The following is a 19,568-nucleotide window of genomic DNA, read 5'->3' on the forward strand; positions in this document are numbered from 1 at the left end:
GACAAGCGTACCAACGACTCGTTCTACCGTGAGAAGGTCCTTCGCTGCGCTCAGGATGACAGCCGAGTTTTAACGCACCATTTCACCACCCTATCTACCCCTTCCCTCCTTGCCGATCATCATTACTGATGGTTTTGCGGGCTTTTTTGGGTGCGTCATCCATCTTGCCGAACTGCCAGTTGAAGCTCAGGCGCACGGAGCGGTTGTAGGCGTAGGTCACTTCTTGGGAGGTGAACAGGTCTGCCTGCGTGATTGTGGTGCGGAAGCGAATGGTGCGGGCAAATGGGTTGTCGAGGCCCAGCGTGAGGCTGCCTTTCTTGTCAAACAGCTCTTTCTTCACCGATAGGTTGTGCCACACGTTGCCGTTGGTACGGCCTTGCAGAAACACCCGCGGCGAGTTGATATATACGGCAGCCTGCGCGCTCAACCCATGCTCGAAGGTCCAAGCAGACGTGAGGTTACCGTTGTATACCCAGCCTTGATTGGAAGCGCCCAGCTCCTTACTTTTCACCGACACGTAATAGGCGTTGATACTGCTGTTCAGCGTCCATTTATCCGTCAGCTTGGTCGAGCCGTACACGTTGGCGCCGTAGGTAGCGCGCTGGCCCACGTTTTCTGGGTTGGTAAAGAAGACCGTGGTATTGCTGGTATCGGTAGGGAAAACCTGGCTGGTGGGCACCGTGCGCGCCACCCGCTGAAACGCGTTGCTGGCACTGCGCGCATAAACCGACATGTTCAGCGTGGTTTTCTGGATGGTCGTGCTATAGCCCAACTCGTAGGCGTTGGTCAGTTCGGCCGTCAGGTTGGGGTTGCCGGTGCTCACCACGCGCCGATTGCTCACGTCGATGTAGGGATTCAGCAGATAGATAGATGGACGCTGGAGCCGACGTGAATAGCCCACATTCAGCTTGTGCTCCTTTTCCTTACCAAACTCGTGGGAGATGTTCAGGGTAGGAATAAAGTTGGTGTAGCGCTGCCGTACGCTGGTGCTGCTGGTCAAGAAGTCGCCATCCACGCGGGTGTGCTCTACCCTTGCCCCGGCTTTCAGGTTATAGCTTCGGAGCAAGCGCAGACCATAGGAAGCATAGCCAGCCACCACGTTTTGCTGGTAGTTGAACTCGTTGGAGCGCGACGGCAATAACGCAAACCCTTCCCCATTGAGGCTGTCGGCCTGAATGCGGTAGTCGCTTCGCTCGTTGCGCAGGATGGTTTTGGCGCCAAGCTCCAGTACGCTGGTGCTATCGAGAGGCTGAGTGTAATCAAGTTGCAGGGTGGTTTCGCGGCTGCGGCTGCGGTTGTTGCCGGTTTCGAGGTAGTCGAGGCCCTGCTCGGGGCGGGTCTGGTCGAGGCGGTAGGCGGTGGTGTTCGACACGTAGTTTTGCAGGGCTAGCAGGCTCAGCTCGTGCTTCGGCTTGAAAGTGTGCGTGTAGCTGCCGTTCAGGCTGAACTCGGGCCACCAGTTGGCGCCCCACGGCCGGCGAATGTCGCGGGCAAACTGGTCGAAGCTCAGCGGCGCCACGTAGGTAGAAGCCAGGTGCTGCGTGGCAGTAGAGCGGTAGAGGTCGGTGTAGGCGCCCACGGTCACGGCGTCCTTTTCGGTCAGGTCGTAGTCGAAGCCCAGGCGGGCGTAGATGCCACCACCACCGTTGCGCCGACTGTTTTGCTGGCTAAGTTGGGCCGTTTGGTTGTCTCCTAGAAAATCGGTGCGGTCGATGCTGCCCCGGCTGCGGTTGTAGTGAGCATAAGAACCCGCTTCGGACGTGATACCCAGCTTCCCCCGCCGAATAGTCAGGTTTGTATTGACATTGCTATAGCGCGTGCCCGCCGTGGCGTCCACAGAGCCTGTCATCCCCGTTAAGTCATTCTTTTTCAGAATAATATTAATCACCCCGCCCGAACCCTCGGCGTCGTATTTCGCGCCCGGCGACGTAATTACCTCCACCGCTTTGACCTTGTCGGCGGGTAGGCGGCGCAGGGCGTCGGCCACGCTGCTAGCCAGGATGGAACTGGGCTTGCCGTTGATGAGCACCCGCACGCTGGTAGAGCCGCGCAACTCCACGTTGCCGTCGTTATCAACGGTGAGCAAGGGTACCTTCCGCAACATTTCTGCAGCCGTGGCGCCCGCGTTGCTGATGTCCTTTTCCGCGTTGTAGACGATGCGGTCGGCGTGGGTTTCTACTAGTTCCTTTTGCCCTACCACCTGCACCTCACCCAGTTGCTGCGTGGTAGGTGTCAGCAATACTTGGCCTAGATTTACAGTTACCGTGCCCGGTGTCACGTTCTCCACCACCTTCGTCTCAAAGCCTACAAAGCTGATGGAAACGCTGTACTCGCCCGGTGCTACCTTCTCAAAGACGAAAGCGCCTTTGTCGTTGCAAACGGTCCCGTCCAGTGGCTTGCTGGTGGCCTTGCTCAGCAGCGCTACCGTGGCAAATTCCACGGGTTGTTTGGTGGTGGCGTTAAGCACCGTGCCTGTAATGCGACTGGTGCTAGTGGTTTGGGCTACAACCGGGCACAGCACGCCCAGCAGCACCCATAACAGGGCGATATATTTCAGCATATCAGGGAGTTATAAGGAGCCAAATGGCTCTGATGAAGGCACGCAGTGGACCGTACTACCACTTAAGCGGGCAGTAGCAGCGAGAAGGCAGAGGAGTAGTAGAAAGCAACGCTACAGCAGTTGCGCGGTGCCTGGCAATGGAGCCGATGGAATAGGAATAGGGCGGATAACAGGCATCTCAACAGGCACGCCAGCGAGAAAGGATAAGAAATACTTTGTCAGTACGAACAGTTTCGTAATACAAACATATAGTACTGTTCCTATAAATGCAATAGTATCTACGAAATATTTCGTTGATTAAAATATTATTCTGCTGGAAGCCGCCCGGCACCTACAACCCTGACAGGGCTTCAAGCCCCTGTCAGGGTTACATAAGTCCGATTATCTACTTTCGCTTGCGAAAGAACACGTCGCCGCTGATGGATTCGAGGCGGACGGCGGGGCCGCCGTTGCCACCCAGCGTACCGCGTAGCTGGTAGCCCACAATAGGGTTCTCTTTGCGGTTGACGAAGGCAATGTCCTGATCGGTATACACCTCTCCGGTAATAGTTTTAAACGCTACCTCTGCCCCCTGTCGGGCCGGCCAGCTCACATCCACGAAGCCGCTGATACTTTTGGCTTCCAGCGGAGCCGTCAGGTCGGTTACCTCAATATTGCCGCTGATGGTGTTCACGCGCACCGCCACGCCGGTCGGCACCGTCACGTCTACCTCAATCTTGAAGCACAAGGCCGGGCCTTCCGCTTTGCCATTGCGCCAGCTGCCGCCCCACCGGGTGTAGCCCTGCCCGTCTGGACACTCCGCGCCCTGGCTCTTTTTCACCAGGTTATCATCGAAGGCCGAGGTGATAGTAATTCCCTCGTCGGTTTTGCTGGTCGTGAGCAGCAGCGCGTCGTTTAGCTGCCCGCCGTTGATGGTAGCCGTGGCGCGCAGCACCACCTGCGAGCCGCTACCCGCATGAATTTTAATGGTCGACGCCTGTTTCAACTCCAAATTCAGCCGCTGGCCGGCTTTCATCGAAGCGGTTTGTTCCAGTACTTTTTGGGCGTACGCCCCCAGGCTGCTCAGCCCTACCAGGACCGACAGCAATAGCAAAAAACGAAACATGGGAAGAAGAATAGCTGGTGAGAAGAAAGACTACACTTTGATGCTGAGAGCTATTTGGATTTGCGCACGTACACGTCGCCGCTCACGTTTTTCAGTGAAATGGCCGTGCCGCCGCCGTTCACGGCCCCGTTGAGGGTTTGGCCGCCAATCTGCACGAGGCTGTTGGCATTGGCCGGCTTGGGTAGGGCAATGTCGAAGTCGGTGTATACCTCGCCCGAAATAGTCCGCATGGTCAGGGAGGCTTTGGTGCTGGCCGGCATGGCTACATCAATAGCGCCGCTGATGTTGCTGATGGAGCTGGGGCCGGCCTTCAATGTGGAGTACACCACCGTAATGTCGCCGCTGGTGCTGTTGGCTACCACGGGGCCAGTCACGTTCAGGAGCTTGGCATCGCCGTTTTTCATCATCACTTCCAGTTTTCCTTGCAGGTTTTGCAGCAGCACGTGGTTGCCGCCCCACTGGGCCTCGCGGTACACCACATCGGCCGTGCGCGGCACCCGAATCACGTAGCCACCCTCCCGGCGCGAGGCTTTCACAATGCGAACGGTGTTGCCTTCTTTGGTCACACCTAGTCCCAGGCGAGTGTTGTCTACCGTCGAGTTGTACACGGGCCGTAACCCCTCGGCGCGTTTGGGCGCTTCCTCGGTGGCCCTACCCCCTTCACCCTTGATTAGTACTTCGTCGCCATCGTAGCCTTCCACGGTTACGTGGTCGCTATTCTGCATTTCGATAACCACTTTGCGGTCATTACCAGTGAGTTTAATTTTGAATTCCTGGGCCTGAACGGTTGAGCAGGCAGCCAGCACGCTGACGAACAAGAGAAACAGATGCTTTTTCATGGATAGTTGACGTTGAGGAAGAGCAGGAAGCAACCATCCGAAGCCGCGGACTTCGGTAGATAGCACTGCGTGAGTGAGAGAGAAAATTTTACTGAAGGATGTCGCTATTGCTGGCGCTACAGGGTAGGCGAATCAATGGGACAGTGTATAGGAAACCGTTCTGGTTAAATCAGGAGGCTGACGCCTTGCTTGGCTTGGTCGCGCACGGCGGGTAGGGCGTCGGGGCGTTGGGAGAGGCGCCGGAGCTGGGGCAGGGCCTGCTTGTCGCGCAGCTTCACCAGCAGCTCAATCAGCGTGATCTGCACGTTGGGGTCGGTCTGCACGGGTAGGGCCTGGATGAGAGCTGGCCCGACCAACGAATCGGCCCGCAGGCGGTAGAGGGCTTCGGCGGCGGCCAGGCGCACGTTGGGGTTCGGGTCGGCATTCAGGGTGTTGATGAGCACCAGCACGGTAGGGTCGCCGGGGCGGGAGCTACCAGGGGCGTCGCTTACCAGCTGAATGCGTTGGCTGGCGGTGGCCGGCTGCTGGGTAGCAGTCGTGAGTTGCGCCGCTAAGGTCTGCGCCTCTCTGGCGGGTGCAACCGCCGCAACCGGCGCGGCCGGGCGGTTTAGGAGCAGCCCCAGCACGGTGCCTACTGCCAGTAGCGCTATGCTGGCGGCAATGCGCAGCCACAACCCGTTTTTGCTCGCCGCCGCCGGATACAGCGGCACTGGCTGCTTCTCAGGCGTCACTACCGGCGCAACGGCGGGTAGCAATTCCTTCTCTGCGTTCAGCATAGCCAGAAAGTTGTCGCGCAGAGCGAGCGGCGGCATAGCAAGCGGCTCAGCCTCGAATGCGTCCAGCAAAGTGGCATACTGAGCTACCCGTGCTTGGCAATTAGGGCACTGGGGCAAGTGTGCTGCTACCCGTGCCCTATCGGCCGGCGGCAGGGCCTGAGCTGCATAGTCGGCCAGCAAGGGCTCCAAGGCAGCGCATTCGGGTGAGGTGAGGAAGTGGTTGTTATCGTCGAGCATCACAGAGCAGTCAGAGTATTAGCTGAAGTAAATTTTGCGGAGCGCCTCCAGGGCGCGGTGGGCTTTCACGCGGGCGGTTCCTTCCGAGCAGCCCAGCATCTCCCCTATTTCGGCGTAGTCGAAGCCTTGGAAGCGGTGCAGCACCAGGATTTCGCGCTGGGCAGCGGGCAGCAGCGCCAGGGCCTCTTGCAGGTGCTCACCATCGGAGCTGGCTGCCACCCCGGCCAGGGCGGCGCGGCGCAGGGTAGGCGTGCGCTCGGCCGCTTCCAGGTCGCCGGCCGGCACGGGCTGGCGCTGCCAGTGGTCGGCGTGCACGTGGCGGGCCAGCTGGTACACCCACGCCCTAAACGGCTGAGTAGGCTGGTAGCTGGCGCGGTATTTCAACACCCGCAGAAACACGTTTTGCACGAGGTCCTGCGCCGTGTCGCGGTCATTCGTCAGCCGCAGCAGAAACCCAAACAGCGGTCCTTGGTAACGCTCGAACAGCGGCGTGAGCTGATCGAGGTCGTTGTCGCGGACCTGCGCCATCAAGGTTTCGTCGCTGGGGCTGTGCACGGCGGAAAGGGTAGGCGTTTGGGGGAGAGTTGAAGGGAGTACCGTCGATTTCGGCATTCGTTACAAGCCCCGCAAAAAATAATTTTTGGTTTGTTTTTGGCTGTTTGTTTACGGTTTTTGGTAAATAAGAAAAGGTGTCATCCTGAGCGCAGCGAAGGACCTTCTCACGTGAATACGATTAGCGGAACAATGACTTGTTCTACCGTTCTTCGTTCACACGTGAGAAGGTCCTTCGCTGCGCTCAGGATGACACCTTTTCTTGTTTACCAAAAACTAACCTACCGACGCCGTTCCAACGTAATGCGGGCGCGGTGGCAGATACCGCCCAGCGGCGGGTTGAACTTCGACACGCTTACGCGGGCGCCGTGGATGTAGGGGAACTCCGCCAGCACCCGGTCCAGCACGCGGTGCCCAAGGTGTTCGAGCAACCGGGCCGGGGCTTGCATTTCCTCCGCCACCACTCGGTACAGCACTTCATAATTCACGGTTTCCTGTAACTTATCCGAAGCCCCGGCGGCGTGTAAGTCCGTGTCGATATACAGATCGACACCATACTTGTTGCCGATCTTCTGCTCTTCGTCGTAGTAGCCGTGAAAAGCGAAAAACTCCATGCCTTCCAGCGCAATCTGGCCCATATGGTGAAATGATGAGTGGTGAGATTGTGAGTAGTGAATAAAAACGCCTGTCATCCTGAGCTTGCGAAGGACCTTATTACGGTAGAACGAGTCGTTAGTACGCTAGTCGTTCTACCGTAATAAGGTCCTTCGCAAGCTCAGGATGACAGGCGTTTTTAGTTCGTCTAAATTTCGTCGAAAAACGACTTTTCTGCCACCGCAGGCTCGGCTTTGAAGCCAGGGCCAGGACTGCCCGTGCCGGGCTGAGGCGCCGGAGCAGGCGGCACAATCTCGGGGTGACTAGGACCTACGGGCTGAATATCCGGCCGCACGGGCTCTACGTTAGGCGAGTCGGGCTCGATGATGCGCGAGGGAGACGGCTCATCAATGCGCGAGGGCGGCACCTGGCCGGGGTTTTCGTTGGGGATAGGGTCGGGGCTGATTTCCGGACCGGGAATCTGCGCGGGTGCGCCGGGGTCGGGTTGCTGGCCGGGCTTGGGGTTGTAAGCACCGGGCTGCGGACCGATGGGGCGGCCCGTGGTAACGGCGTCGCTGCCAAATTGGGTGGCAACCAGCGCGCCGCCTACGGCAGCGGCCGAGGAAGTGGCAGCAGTGTCAATATGCATAGTAGGAGTGGCTTCAGGTGAAGGTTCGGGTTTACTCACCTTTACGCTAGCCGCTTGCGAAAGGATGGCCGCCGTGCCGCCTTTAGGTCGGTTGCGGGCTTTGTCGGCCTTCTCCATGGTGTCGGTAGCCAAGTGCTGCAAGTCGCGCACCAGGGAATCCAGCGCACCTTCCAGGCGCTGATGCTCTTGGTTGAGGCGGCTCACCTCCACCTGCATTTCCGTTACACTACGCTCGGCTTGCTTATAGGCATCTTCTACCAGCGTGCGGGCTTTTTGCCGGGCCTGCGACAGTAGTTCCTCGGCTTGCAGCTGGGCCTCGCGCAGCCGGATTTCCGCGTTGCGCTGAGCTTGCTCGGTGATATTCTGGCCGGTGTCCTCGGCGGTTTTGAGGGTGCGGTAAAGCGAGCTTTCAATCTCGCGCATCTTCTGCACTTCCTGGGTGGCGTAGTCGAGCTTGTTACGCAGGTCGCGGTTTTCGTCGCCCATCCGCTCCCACTGCTGCGAAAGGGTGAGCAGGAAAGCGTTTACTTCGTCGGCATCGAGGCCCCGGAAGGCTTTTTCAAAGGTCTTTTGCCGAATGTCGAGGGCAGATATTTTCATGGGTAGCGGTTGGCTAGTAGCTGTTAGCTCATAGCCAGCAGCCTTTGCATTTATTGAGAATACGCCACAACCTGACGATATATTGCAGCATAGCAATACGCTGCTTGGTTATCAACCACAAAGCCAACAGCTAACAGCCATTAACTGTCAGCCCACGTAAGCTCCCACACCGCCAGGCTGCGGTCGTCGCTACACGAAACTAGCCGATTTTGCTGCCCCGACCAAAATAACTTGTTCACAGAGGTGCCGTGGCCGGCGTGGCGCGCCCGGTCTACCACCCGCAGTAGGCGCAGGGTATCGGCCTCCCACAGCTTGATGGATTTGTCCATGCTGCACGTGGCCAAATAGCGGCCATCGGGGGAGAACGTGAGGTGGTTGATGGTGAACATGTGCGCTACCAACGTGTCGGCTAGAGCGTAGCCAGCGGCCGCGTCGTAGCGGCGCAGGTGGGCGTCGCGGCCGGCGGCCAGCAGGTAGCGGCCATCGGGGGAGTAGGCCACGGTGAAAACGGAGTTGGTGGCGTGGGGGAGCGTGTGCAGGGCATCCAGCGTGTGCACGTCCAGCACGCGCACGGTGGCATCGCTGCTGCCCATGGCCAGCTCTGGGCGGGTAGGGTGCAGGGCCAGGCAGCGCAGACTTTTGTCGGCGAGGCGCAGGAGCTTTTCCAGGCTGAAATCGGCGGCGCGCAGTACGGCCAACGTGCCATCGGCCAGGGCCACAAATAGGCGTTGCGCTTCCTCGGAGTACGCCAGATCGAAGATAGCCAGCGGAGGTAGGGCCGTGGCGTGCGCCAACTGGCGGTTGTGCAGATCAATCACCTGCACGCCCTCGTAATTGTGCCCCAGTACCAGCAGTTGCCGCCCCGGCAGGTAGCGCAATGCATACACCGACTTCTCTACCTTCGCCACCAGCGTGCCATCGGCTTCGGGTTCCAGTACATTCCAACTAGCCACCAGCCCATCGGCCCCAGCCGAGTAAAACGTGGTTTCGTTGGGGGCGCCGCTCAGGGTATACACACAGTCGCGGTGCCCAGTGAGGGTAGCGAGTTTCTGGACCTGAGGACGAGCGGGAACGGACATGCGCACGAGAATTTAGGCGAAATTACGCCAGATTTGCTTGTGCCGCGCCACTTCGGGTGGGCGGCGCTCCTACCCTATGCCCCTGCACTCCATCACTCCCCTGCCCCACGGCGCCATCCTCGGCCTGTGGCGCCTCACCGAAACCACCGTCGAACTGCTGCCGCAGCTCCCCTACCCTACCGTGTACCAGGCCCTGTACCCGGCCGGCCGCGACCCTACCCGCGCGGCGCAGTGGGCCGCGGGCCGCTTGCTGTTGCACGCGCTGCTTCCCGAACTGACGGCCGCCCCCGCTACCCTGGCCAACGACGCCAATGGCCGCCCCTATCTCCCTGCCCTACCCCATTACGCCGTGTCGCTGTCGCACTCCGGCGAGTGGGTGGCCGGAATAGTTGCGGCCCAAGGCAGAGTTGGCATAGATGTTGAATTAATTCGTGGAAAAGCACAAAAACTGGCCCCACGGTTTCTATCGGAAGCCGAACGGGCCGATGCCGGCGACGATGCAGCCAAATACAGCCTCTATTGGAGTGCCAAGGAGACGCTTTATAAGCTGCATAGTCGCCGGGGGCTGGTGTTCAAAGAGCAATTATTGCTCGACCCGTTTTGGCTGCGGGAGGCAGGCGAGTTGACGGCTCACCTGCTGCTCGAAAACTCCCGCAGCCAGCACCAGCTGACCTACTTGCGCCCGGCGCCTAGCTATGTGCTCACGTATTGCGTTGAATTGATGAACTTGGAGCAATAGCCATTTGCTTCATCGCTTCGCACTCGACGCTTCTCACCTCTTACTTCCCGCTATGTCTTTCCGCCGACTTTCGCTTCTCGCTGCTGCTACCCTGGTTTTCTGCACTGTGGGCTTGGGGGTAGCACGCGCCCAAGGCACGCGCACTGTCACCGATTTCACGCTGAAAAACGCGGCCAACGCGTCGGTGTCGCTCAGCAGCTACGCTGGTAGCAAGGCCGTGGTGGTGGTGTTTATCAACCAGAACTGCCCCTTTTCCAAGTCGTACCAAGGCCGCCTCAATGCGCTGGCCTCCACGTACGGCGGGCAAGGCGTACAGTTCCTGTATATCGATGCCCCCATCAACATAGATGCGGCCAGCGACGCGCAAAAGCTCGTGCTGAAAAGCGACAGCAACAACATCACCTACCTCACCGACGAAGGCCAGAAGGTGAGTAACCAGCTCGGCGCCACCAAAACCCCAGAGGTAGTAGTGCTGCAACCCGCCGGTAACGGCTTCACCGTGCGCTACAAAGGCGCCATCGACGACAACCCCCAAGTGGAAAGCGACGTGCGCCAGCGCTACCTCGCCCAGGTGCTCGACAACCTGCTAGCTGGCCGCCCCGCTGGCATAGCCGACACCCGCGTTGCGGGCTGTTTGATTAAGAAGTTTTAGAGGTAGTAATTAGGTGGGTAGATAGATAATTCTGTCATCCTGAGCGCAGCGAAGGACCTTCTCACGGCAGAACGAGTCGTTGGTACGCTTGTCGTTCACGCGTGAGAAGGTCCTTCGCTACGCTCAGGATGACACACTTCTTTATTTCCTATCCTCCTACCCCCATACCCTCACAAACTTCCTACCCTTACTCCTCCCCTTCATTATCCGTCAGCGGTTCACCTTCGTCTGTCAGGATAGCCAGCAATTCAGCTACTTCGCCAGCTTTTGCAGGTTCCTGCATTTTCTCGAAGCTCAACTGCAAGTTGCGCAGGGCACGGCGTACAATGTCGAGGTGCGAGCAGGGCTCGAAGAATACTTCGTTGGGCGTGAGGTTGAGTTGAGCAATGTAGTGCTCAATATCGGTGCGGGACAGGATTAGGCCGCGGTTGTAGCAATTGATGTAGAACGGCTCTACGTTGGGATTGGTGGGCCTGAAAAGCAGCACAAACAAGTTGGGCAAGTTCACGCCGTAGATGGGCAGCATCAGACGCTGGGCCACCAGCAGGTAGATAACGCAGAGCGTGAGCGGGTTGCCGCGCCGGGTTTCCAACACTAAGTGCAACATGGAGTTGGCCGGCGAGTGGAAATTCTGCGTGTTGGCCGCCAGCTTGTGCGTACGAAACAACACGTAGTTGAGGACCTGCACTTGGTCGGCGGGGTGCATGCCGGGGCGCATTTGGGTCCAGGCTTCGAAGCGCAGCTGCTCAATGGCGCGGTTCAGAGCCTGAAAATCGGCATCGGGGTACTGGTAGGAGTTTAGTAGCCACATGCCTTCCAGCAAACTGTCGCCGCCCGTGTCGCGCCACACGCGCAGGCGCTGCTTCAGCCCATCGAATTGCAGGTTATGAATGAGGTCTTCGAGGCGTTGCTGTTGCTGCGGGTCCAGCGTTTCTTCCCACGATTCTTCCAAAAACGGAATAATACTTTCTCCCAGATTCTGGATAGTGCCCTGAATCTGAGGCGCTACTTCCGGATCATCGAGCAGCGAGATAAGCGCTTTTATTTCTTTGTTGGTCATAGACATAGCCGAGGCTTCGGCGGCGGGAGCCAGAACTGGCAGAGCGGAGATACTGAATAAAAGTAGCCGGTTTGATGCCTCGCACCAAACCGGCTACTGTCAACACCGCTAACTACGGCAAATGTTCATTTAAAAGCTATTGACGCGGCATTTTTGACTATCCAGCTCGGAATGACGGGCTAGATGCTCTACAGTCCCAACAGGTTCAGGTTGTCCTTTGCCAAGTCCAGAATTTCGTTGCCGCGGCCGCTCATCACAGCTTTCAGGGCGTAGAGGCTGAAGCCTTTGGCCTGTTCTAGCTCAATGGTAGGCGGCATCGACAGCTCGGCGCGTTTCACGATGGCGTCAATCACCACCGGGCCAGGATGCGCAAAGGCTTCAGCCAAGGAAGCATGCAGGTCGCCGGGGTCGGCTACGCGTATTCCCCGAATGCCCACGCTTTCGGCCAGGGCTGCGAAGTCGGGGTTGTCGAGCGTTGTCTCGAAGGGTAGCAGACCGGCTTCTTTCATTTCAAGCTCTACAAAGCCTAAGGAGCTATTGTTGTAGATAACGAGTTTCACGGGTAGGTTCAATTGCTTCAGCGTCAATAGGTCGCCGAGGAGCATGGCGAAGCCGCCGTCGCCGGCCAGGGCTACTACTTGCCGGTTGGGGTAGACCAGCTGCGCGCCAATGGCCTGGGGCATGGCATTGGCCATGCTGCCGTGGTTGAACGAGCCCAGCAAACGCCGCTGGCCGTTCATGGAAAGGTAGCGGGCTGCCCACACAGTAGGCGTGCCCACATCGCAGGTAAAAATGACATCTTCCGCGGCCAGTTCGTTGACCAGCTTGGTGAGGTACTGCGGGTGCATGGAGTCGTCGCCGGGCTTGCCGATGGCCAACTCGTCCAGGTTCTCGCGTGAGTCTTTGTAGTCGCTGAGCGCCTTATCCAAGTGTGCTCGCTCCGTTTTGGTGGTTAGGTGAGGTAGCAACTGCCGAATGGTTTCGCCCACGTCGCCAGCCAGGCCAATGTCTACCCGAGTGCGGCGGCCAATGTGCTCGGCGCGGCAGTCCACTTGAATGGTTTTGGACTCTTGTGGCAGGAATTGGGTGTAAGGGAAATCAGTGCCCAACATTAACAGCACGTCGGCGTTCATAATGGCGTGGTAGCCCGAGGCAAAGCCCAGCAAGCCGGTCATACCCACATCGTAGGGGTTGTCGTACTCGATATACTCCTTGCCGCGCAAGGCGTGCACAATAGGCGCTTTCAGCGCGCTGGCTACCTGCATTAGCTCGGCGTGCGCTTTGGCACAGCCGGCCCCAGCCAGAATGGTTATTTTCTCCGCCCCGTTCAGCATGGTAGCGGCATCGGCTATATCGGCGTCCGAAGGGCGCAGGGTAGCGGAACGGTGCCGAGCAGGTAGGCGCGGCTCGGGCGCCTCTATTTCCATCTCCGACACGTTGCCGGGTAGCACAATCACGGCCACGCCGCGCTTTACTAAGGCAGTTTGGATGGCGCTTTCAATCACGCGCACGGCGTGTTCGGGGGTAGAAATCAACTCGCAGTAGTCGCTGCATTCCTGAAACAGTCGCTCGGGGTGGGTTTCCTGGAAGTACTGCGTTCCAATTTCTGCACTCGGAATTTGGGAGGCAATGGCCAGCACTGGCACGCGGCTGCGGTGGCAGTCGTAGAGGCCGTTGATGAGGTGGGTGTTGCCGGGGCCGCAGCTACCCGCGCACACGGCCAATTCTTGGGTAAGGTGGGCTTCGGCACCGGCCGCAAAGGCACCGGCCTCTTCGTGCCGCACGTGCACCCAGCCAATGCCGTCGCGCTGCCGGATAATGTCTGTCACGCCATTGAGGGAGTCGCCTACTACGCCGTACACGCGCTGCACACCAGCAGCCAGCAGCGTATCAATCAGTATTTCGGATACTTTCTTCTTCGCCATCGTCTTCAATTCTTGTTTTGAAGACTATACGGGAAGTGTAGGGGTAGGGACGCGTTGCTGGGTTAATGCCTACACAGAGTAATTGAACAACAGCTTCCGCAAAACGCTACCAAGGATAGGCCCAGTGGTCTACGCCTTTCAGTGGATGTACACCTTGTTACGACTGAAACACAGATCTACATTTCAGTACCGTATCAACAATCAGTTGCTGATACTTTCAAACAGCTTATTTGCAAAGTAATGACCGCCCCCTACCACGAGCATTGCGAGTGAGACTATCAACAGAATAACTATCATCCCAAAGGCTTCGAAAAAGCTTAGCATGATGGCATCAACGGGATTTTCCGGATCATATACAATCCGCACTTGTTCGCCTACCTCCCATGCTGCCGGATTGGTAGAGGAAGTCTGGGTATAGATGAGTTCCTGATTGTTGCGTGTGGTATACCTAAAAATTGCCCTATAGGTATTATCGCCCTCATTATCCTTTTCACAATCTATTCTGATAACTGTTGCTGTCGTACTTTCCTGGGTCTTGATGGTATGTATTCTGCTTCTCAAGGAAAGCAGGCTAACCACCAGAAAAAACACACCTGCTATACAGATTATATTGTATCCCATTGTACAGCTTTCTACAGCAGCAACGACACCAGCATCGGCCCTGGCCCATCTTTCGGAATCTTGTATGTTTTCAGAAAGGCTTTCACCGCGGCCGGGTCGTGCCCAAAGGCTAGCACTTCGGCGGCTAACTGCTTGATTTTGGCTTGCAGCTGACTTTTCTGGCGGCGGTAGTCCAGGTCCATGGCGGCAGGCGAGGTAAGGGCATACCACGGCTGCCCAGAAAAGGCCGACAGGTCCATCCGCTCGGCTTGCAGGGCATCCTCCAGCTCACGGGCCTGCTCGCGCAGCAGCTTGTTGTAGTAGCGCAACTGCTCTTCAGCCATGTTTTCGAGGTGGGCCTGGTCGATGCGATTCAGCTCTAGCTGGAGGCGCAGCAGCGTTAATAGCTCATTGGCCTCGTAGGCCGTGGTCACTTGTTTCAGCAGCTCGGTTTTGCGGGCTTTTTCTGCTTCGTCGGGCTCCCGGTCGGGGTGCAGGTGCTTTACTAGGTCCATGTAGAGCGTGCGTACGGCCTTGGTGATGTTCTTTTCTTCGGCCTGCTTTTTCTCTTCGGCCGCCTGCTGCTTGGGGCTCTTTTTGCGTTTGGCCCGGCGCTCGGCCCGCTGTGCTTCCTCGGCGGCAAACGCTTCTTCCTGCGCGGCCATCTGTTGCGCCACGTAGGCCTGCAACTTCTCGGGCGTGCTCACATCAGCATCGGCTTCAAACTCAATTCCGAACTGCTGACTAAACAGCGCCTTCATCATCTCGGCGGTTTCGGCATCGGCCTCCACGTTGGCAGCTTCCACCTCAGCAGCTTCTTCGGCACTCAGGGGCGGGTCGTGCTTATCGAAAATGGGCTCTAGATCGTCGTAGCCCCAGTCCAGCAAGTCAACACAGCCATACACAATGATGTCCACGATTTTGTCGCGCTCGGTTTTGGTGAGCCTGTATTCGTCGTGCGCATGGTCGAGCACGCGCACTAGGGCGGCGCGCTGGTCGTTGTGCTGCTGTTGCAAGGGGCGATATTCGTTCTGCACCCGCTGGCGCAGGTGGGTAGCAGCCTCACGAAAATCGGCTACTTCCTTTTCCAGCTTGCTGATACGCTTGGTGAAGCGGTTGAAGGCCTTTTGCTCTTTGGAAAGGGTGCTGCCAGTTGCCCCCGCCGCTGGGATGTGCACAATTTGAGGCGAGGCAGGAACGGATTTCTTAGCCATGAGAAATACAACTAGATAAGTGCCCCAAGATACAACCAGACGTTATCTGCGCCGGGCAGGCCAGTTGCAATCTACTTTGATACTCCCTACCCTAGCAGCCCAGCCAGGCCCTTCACATTCAGGCGGGCAAATTTGCGGACACGCTCAAACGTATCTATCGTGGTAGCTAGCTCTTCGTCTTCGGGTAGCTTGGTAGGCACGTGCGTGCTTAGCAGCGCAAACACGCTGGCAGCAATATCCAGGTAGCCCAGCAGCAGCAGGTACAGTTGCTTCTTCTCGTCCTCAGTGTAGGCCTTGGTGCGAATGGCTTTTACCAGTGTGCCGAGTTGGGCGGTTTCGTCGGTGTATAGGTCGCGCAGGGCGCGGCGGGTCTGTTGGTAATCGGCTTGTTGCTCCTCCGTGGCTGCATGCAGCGCAAACGGAAACGCCTCAACGAAAGCGGTAGCCGCCAAGAAAGATTTCTCCGCGCTGTATACGGCCGCTAAGTGTTTTTGCAGGCTGACCCACAGGCCGGCGCGGGCTTTTTCGAAGGCGGAAGGATTTTGTTCGGTCACAAAGGGTAGGGCTGGGTGAGTGGCAAAGGTAGGAACAGAGATAGAATCGGAACTGCTCTCACACCTGAATCACCCCCACATTATACGCCTTCTCAATCGGTGCATGATTGGCCGCGGCTATGCCCTGCGAAATGACCTTACGCGTTTCCAGCGGGTCAATAATAGCGTCTACCCAGAGGCGGGCGGCGGCGTAGTAGGGCGAGAGTTGCTCCTCGTAACGGGCCTTGATGGTGTCGAGTAGCTCCTTCTCAGCTTCGGGCGTGATTTCCTGGCCTTTGGCTTTCAGAGAGGCTACCTGGATTTGCAAGAGCGTATTGGCGGCGGCGGCTCCGCTCATCACGGCTAGTTGGGCGGTCGGCCAGGCCACAATAAGGCGTGGGTCGTAGGCTTTGCCGCACATGGCGTAGTTGCCGGCGCCGTAGCTGTTGCCCACAATCACCGAGAACTTCGGCACCACGCTGTTGGCCATGGCATTCACCATCTTGGCGCCATCCTTAATGATGCCGCCCTGCTCGCTCTGGCTGCCTACCATAAAGCCAGACACATCGTGCAGGAACACCAGCGGAATGCGCTTCTGGTTGCAATTCATGATGAAGCGCGCCGCCTTGTCGGCTGAGTCGGAGTAGATGACACCGCCCATCTGCATGCCGGTTTTCTTCGACTTCACGATTTTGCGCTGGTTGGCTACAATGCCTACCGCCCAACCATCAATGCGGGCCAGGCCGCAGATGAGCGTCTGGCCGTAGAGGTCCTTATAAGGCTCAAACTCCGAATCATCAACCAGCCGGTTGATAATGTCCATCATATCGTAGGGCTTGGCGCGGTCGGCGGGTAGGAGGCCATAGATGTCCTGCGGATTCGCTTTCGGCTCAGCAGCAGCAGCACGGTTGAAGCCTGCTGTGGGCGTATCGCCCAGCTTATCGAAAATGTTGCGGATATGGTTGAGGCACTCTTCGTCCGTCGCAAACTTGTAGTCCGTGACGCCCGAAATTTCGGAGTGCGTGGTAGCGCCGCCCAGCGTTTCGTTGTCGATGGTTTCGCCAATGGCCGATTTCACGAGGTAGGAACCCGCCAAAAACACCGACCCCGTACCCTCCACAATCATGGCCTCATCGGACATGATGGGCAGGTAGGCCCCGCCCGCCACGCACGGCCCCATAATGGCCGAAATCTGCACAATGCCCATTGACGACATCACGGCATTATTGCGGAAGATGCGGCCGAAGTGCTCTTTATCTGGAAAAATCTCGTCCTGCATCGGCAGGTACACCCCCGCCGAATCAACCAGATAGATGATGGGTAGACGGTTTTCAATGCTGATTTCCTGTGCCCGCAGGTTCTTTTTGGCCGTGATGGGAAACCACGCGCCGGCCTTTACGGTGGCATCGTTGGCCACTACCACGCACTGCCTACCCTGCACGTACCCGAGTACCACCACTACCCCGCCACTGGGGCAGCCGCCTTCGTCGGCGTACATACCTTCGCCGGCAAACGCGCCTACCTCTACCGTTTCCGCATCCTTATCGAGCAGGTAGGCTATCCGCTCGCGGGCAGTCAGCTTGCCCTTCTCCTTATGCTTGGCAATGCGCTTCTCGCCGCCCCCAAGCGCTATTTTCTGCAAACGCTTCGAGAGCTGGTAGGTGAGTTGCTTGAGGTGGTCTTCGTTTTTGTTGAATTCGATATCCATGGGTGGGTGGGGGTAGGGTGGGTGGTGAGGTAGTGAAATTGTGAGTGTGTGAATAGCAAAAGCGCCTGTCATCCTGAGCGGAGCGAAGGACCTTATCACGCAAGGGTGCGTCGTTCGTACGATGGTCGTTCAACTGGCATAAGATCCTTCGCAAGCTCAGGATGACACGCGTTTTTTTAGCTCATAATTTCACCGTTTTACTATTCGTAAAAAGCAAGAAATCCGCCCTTTCGAGCGGATTTCAAATCTATCAAAATAACTGACCGGATAAATGCTTATTGGCCGGCGGGGGTAGTGGCAGGCTGCACAATGCCGCCGGGCGTACCATCTACCCGCTTCGTCTCAACTTCTACCTCGCCGTTAGGCTTTTTGGTTACTTCCTTCTTCACCTTGTCTTTGCCACCGCCAAACACCGAGAAGTGCACGTAGCGCTTGGGATTAGCCTGAAAATCAGTGAGCAGGGAGTTGGTGCTGGCTGCCGTCGCGTTGAGGTTGTTGTAGAGCGAATCGTCATTCATGAGTTTGTTGAGCGAGCCTTCCTGATTTGCCAAACCTTGGTTTAGGGTAGTCATGGCCGTTTGCGCTTCAGTCATGGTCGCATTGAGCTTACGCATGGTAGGGCCAATGGGCGCTTGTTTCAATGAGTCGCTGAGCTGGTTGAAGTTGGCCGCAATCTTGTCAAACTTCTGGCTGGTCACGGCCAGGTCGTGGGTGAGGCGGGCCATGTTGGTCGTAATCTGGTTGATGTTGCGCTGGTTCATCAGCAGCAAATTCTTGAAGGCTTCCGACGACCCCTCTGCGTTCTGTAGCGTTTGCTGCAAGCTCAGACGGGCATCCTTGCTCAGGAAGCTGTTCACTTTAATCAGCGTAGAGTCTACGGTGCCAAGCACAGGTAGGGCTTTGGCCTGAAACGCATCCGTGATGCTGGCTACCGTGTACGAGCGTAGTTCTTCGCCCCCGTCGTACACTTTAGAGTTTTTGCCCAGAAACAGCGTGATGGTCTTGCTGCCCAGCAACGAGCCCGACAAGCTGGCCGTGGTAGAGTCGCCTACCACCACATCTTTGGCAAGCTCCAACGCCACTTTTACGCGGTTGTGCTCGCTGGGCAACAGCTCCATCTGCTTCACCTGCCCTACCTTGATACCATTCAGTACCACTGGGTTGCCCACAGCCAAACCATCTACGTTATCGTATTTTGCGTAGTACGTGCGGTCTGAAGACAGCAGATTAGAGCCTTTCAGAAAGTTGAACCCAATGAACAGGATTGCTATGGCTACGATACCCAGCAACGCTACTTTTATTTCTTTTGACACGTTCGGTCAGAATAAAGATGAGATAATAAAGCACTGGGAAACTGAAAAGGCTGATGCAACAGCTGGATGGACTATCCTTCGCTGGTGCCTTCCAACTCGTTACGATACGTGCGGAAAGCACGGTATATTCCCGAGGCCATATACGACTGCCCCGATTTATCGTTGAGGTATTGTTCTTCCTTGCGGTTAGTCAGGAAGCCTAACTCGATAAGTACCGACGGCATAGCCGTTTTCCAGAGCACCAGAAAGCCCGCCTGTTTCACGCCGCGCGAGTGGCGCTGCACGCGGGTTTTAAACTCTGCATCAACGTGTTGCGCAAAGCGTATGCTGTTTACCATGTACGCACTCTGGAACAGCGAAAACAGGATATGGCTCTGTGGCGAGCGGGGGTCGAAACCGTTGTAGCGCTCTTTATAATCGTCTTCTTGCAGAATTACGGCGTTTTCGCGCTTGGCTAGGGCCAGGTTCGCCTCGGTTTTGTGCGGACCCATCGTCCAGACCTCCGTGCCGTAGGCCACCGATGGCCCCGAGTTGCAATGCACCGAAATAAATAGGTCGGCGTTGTGCTTATTGGCAATCCCGGCGCGGTCGGCTAGTTCCACAAATACATCGGTTTTGCGGGTATACACTACCTTCACGTCGGGCATATTTTGCTCAATCAGGCGGCCAAGTTCCAGCACGGTTTTTAGAGCTACCTGGGCCTCGCGGGCCGCGGAGCCGGCACAGCCTCTATCTTTGCCACCATGCCCGGCATCGAGCACTACGGTTCTGATCCGGTACTTTTGGGGTGGTAATTTAGCAGTGTGCGCCACCACACCCGGCGCAAGGGCCAC

The 19,568-nt window shown here is 57.4% G+C and carries 18 protein-coding genes; 2 read left to right on the forward strand and 16 right to left on the reverse strand.

Going from position 1 to position 19,568, the window contains the following annotated elements; genetic code table 11:
- Nucleotides 1-94: 94 nt before the first annotated feature.
- The 8 genes from F1C16_RS13155 to F1C16_RS13190 all read right to left on the reverse strand — a co-directional run bounded on the left by F1C16_RS13155 (nt 95) and on the right by F1C16_RS13190 (nt 8,991).
- The gene (locus F1C16_RS13155) at nt 95-2,560 is read right to left on the reverse strand and encodes a TonB-dependent receptor domain-containing protein (RefSeq protein ID WP_185281096.1); all 2,466 of its coding nucleotides are present in this window, start codon (nt 2,558-2,560) and stop codon (nt 95-97) included.
- A gap of 385 nt (nt 2,561-2,945) precedes the next feature.
- The gene (locus F1C16_RS13160) at nt 2,946-3,665 is read right to left on the reverse strand and encodes a hypothetical protein (protein WP_185281097.1); all 720 of its coding nucleotides are present in this window, start codon (nt 3,663-3,665) and stop codon (nt 2,946-2,948) included.
- 50 nt (nt 3,666-3,715) lie between these two features.
- Nucleotides 3,716-4,504 (reverse strand): DUF4097 family beta strand repeat-containing protein, encoded by a 789-nt coding sequence (locus F1C16_RS13165; RefSeq protein WP_185281098.1) that lies wholly within the window; start codon nt 4,502-4,504, stop codon nt 3,716-3,718.
- 164 nt (nt 4,505-4,668) lie between these two features.
- Nucleotides 4,669-5,517, reverse strand: coding sequence for a HEAT repeat domain-containing protein (locus F1C16_RS13170; RefSeq protein ID WP_258049128.1), 849 nt, complete (start codon nt 5,515-5,517; stop codon nt 4,669-4,671).
- 18 nt (nt 5,518-5,535) lie between these two features.
- Complete coding sequence (locus tag F1C16_RS13175) at nt 5,536-6,129, reverse strand: RNA polymerase sigma factor (RefSeq protein ID WP_185281100.1); 594 nt, start codon at nt 6,127-6,129, stop codon at nt 5,536-5,538.
- Between the two features lie 221 nt (nt 6,130-6,350).
- Nucleotides 6,351-6,707 carry a dihydroneopterin aldolase gene (gene folB, locus F1C16_RS13180; RefSeq protein ID WP_185281101.1) on the reverse strand — a complete coding sequence of 119 codons (357 nt, stop codon included), beginning with the start codon at nt 6,705-6,707 and terminating at the stop codon, nt 6,351-6,353.
- 164 nt (nt 6,708-6,871) lie between these two features.
- Nucleotides 6,872-7,912 (reverse strand): DivIVA domain-containing protein, encoded by a 1,041-nt coding sequence (locus F1C16_RS13185; protein WP_185281102.1) that lies wholly within the window; start codon nt 7,910-7,912, stop codon nt 6,872-6,874.
- A gap of 140 nt (nt 7,913-8,052) precedes the next feature.
- The gene (locus tag F1C16_RS13190) at nt 8,053-8,991 is read right to left on the reverse strand and encodes a WD40 repeat domain-containing protein (RefSeq protein ID WP_185281103.1); all 939 of its coding nucleotides are present in this window, start codon (nt 8,989-8,991) and stop codon (nt 8,053-8,055) included.
- Nucleotides 8,992-9,067: 76 nt separating this feature from the next.
- Between F1C16_RS13190 and F1C16_RS13195 the strand changes: the two genes are divergently transcribed.
- The gene (locus tag F1C16_RS13195; protein WP_185281104.1) at nt 9,068-9,730 is read left to right on the forward strand and encodes a 4'-phosphopantetheinyl transferase superfamily protein; all 663 of its coding nucleotides are present in this window, start codon (nt 9,068-9,070) and stop codon (nt 9,728-9,730) included.
- A 52-nt stretch (nt 9,731-9,782) separates the two neighbouring features.
- Nucleotides 9,783-10,382: a redoxin domain-containing protein gene (locus tag F1C16_RS13200; RefSeq protein WP_185281105.1), complete on the forward strand. Its 600-nt coding sequence runs from the start codon at nt 9,783-9,785 to the stop codon at nt 10,380-10,382.
- Nucleotides 10,383-10,569: 187 nt separating this feature from the next.
- On the opposite strand, the gene F1C16_RS13205 is transcribed toward F1C16_RS13200, so the two are convergent.
- From F1C16_RS13205 to F1C16_RS13240, 8 genes are all read right to left on the reverse strand, one after another.
- Entirely contained in the window at nt 10,570-11,442 is an 873-nt protein-coding gene (locus F1C16_RS13205) for a transglutaminase-like domain-containing protein (RefSeq protein ID WP_185281106.1), read from the reverse strand.
- Between the two features lie 188 nt (nt 11,443-11,630).
- Nucleotides 11,631-13,367: a ubiquinone-dependent pyruvate dehydrogenase gene (poxB, locus tag F1C16_RS13210; RefSeq protein WP_185281107.1), complete on the reverse strand. Its 1,737-nt coding sequence runs from the start codon at nt 13,365-13,367 to the stop codon at nt 11,631-11,633.
- A gap of 201 nt (nt 13,368-13,568) precedes the next feature.
- On the reverse strand, nt 13,569-13,988 hold the full coding sequence (locus tag F1C16_RS13215) for a DUF3592 domain-containing protein (protein ID WP_258048906.1): 420 nt from the start codon (nt 13,986-13,988) through the stop codon (nt 13,569-13,571).
- A gap of 11 nt (nt 13,989-13,999) precedes the next feature.
- Entirely contained in the window at nt 14,000-15,181 is a 1,182-nt protein-coding gene (locus F1C16_RS13220; RefSeq protein WP_258048907.1) for a hypothetical protein, read from the reverse strand.
- An 86-nt stretch (nt 15,182-15,267) separates the two neighbouring features.
- Nucleotides 15,268-15,735: a hypothetical protein gene (locus F1C16_RS13225; RefSeq protein WP_185281109.1), complete on the reverse strand. Its 468-nt coding sequence runs from the start codon at nt 15,733-15,735 to the stop codon at nt 15,268-15,270.
- A 58-nt stretch (nt 15,736-15,793) separates the two neighbouring features.
- Nucleotides 15,794-17,422 carry an acyl-CoA carboxylase subunit beta gene (locus tag F1C16_RS13230; protein ID WP_185281110.1) on the reverse strand — a complete coding sequence of 543 codons (1,629 nt, stop codon included), beginning with the start codon at nt 17,420-17,422 and terminating at the stop codon, nt 15,794-15,796.
- A 275-nt stretch (nt 17,423-17,697) separates the two neighbouring features.
- Nucleotides 17,698-18,735 (reverse strand): MlaD family protein, encoded by a 1,038-nt coding sequence (locus F1C16_RS13235; RefSeq protein ID WP_185281111.1) that lies wholly within the window; start codon nt 18,733-18,735, stop codon nt 17,698-17,700.
- A 71-nt stretch (nt 18,736-18,806) separates the two neighbouring features.
- Nucleotides 18,807-19,568: an N-acetylmuramoyl-L-alanine amidase gene (locus F1C16_RS13240; protein WP_258049129.1), complete on the reverse strand. Its 762-nt coding sequence runs from the start codon at nt 19,566-19,568 to the stop codon at nt 18,807-18,809.

This window comes from Hymenobacter sp. NBH84 (assembly GCF_014217645.1).
Lineage (GTDB): Bacteria > Bacteroidota > Bacteroidia > Cytophagales > Hymenobacteraceae > Hymenobacter > Hymenobacter profundi.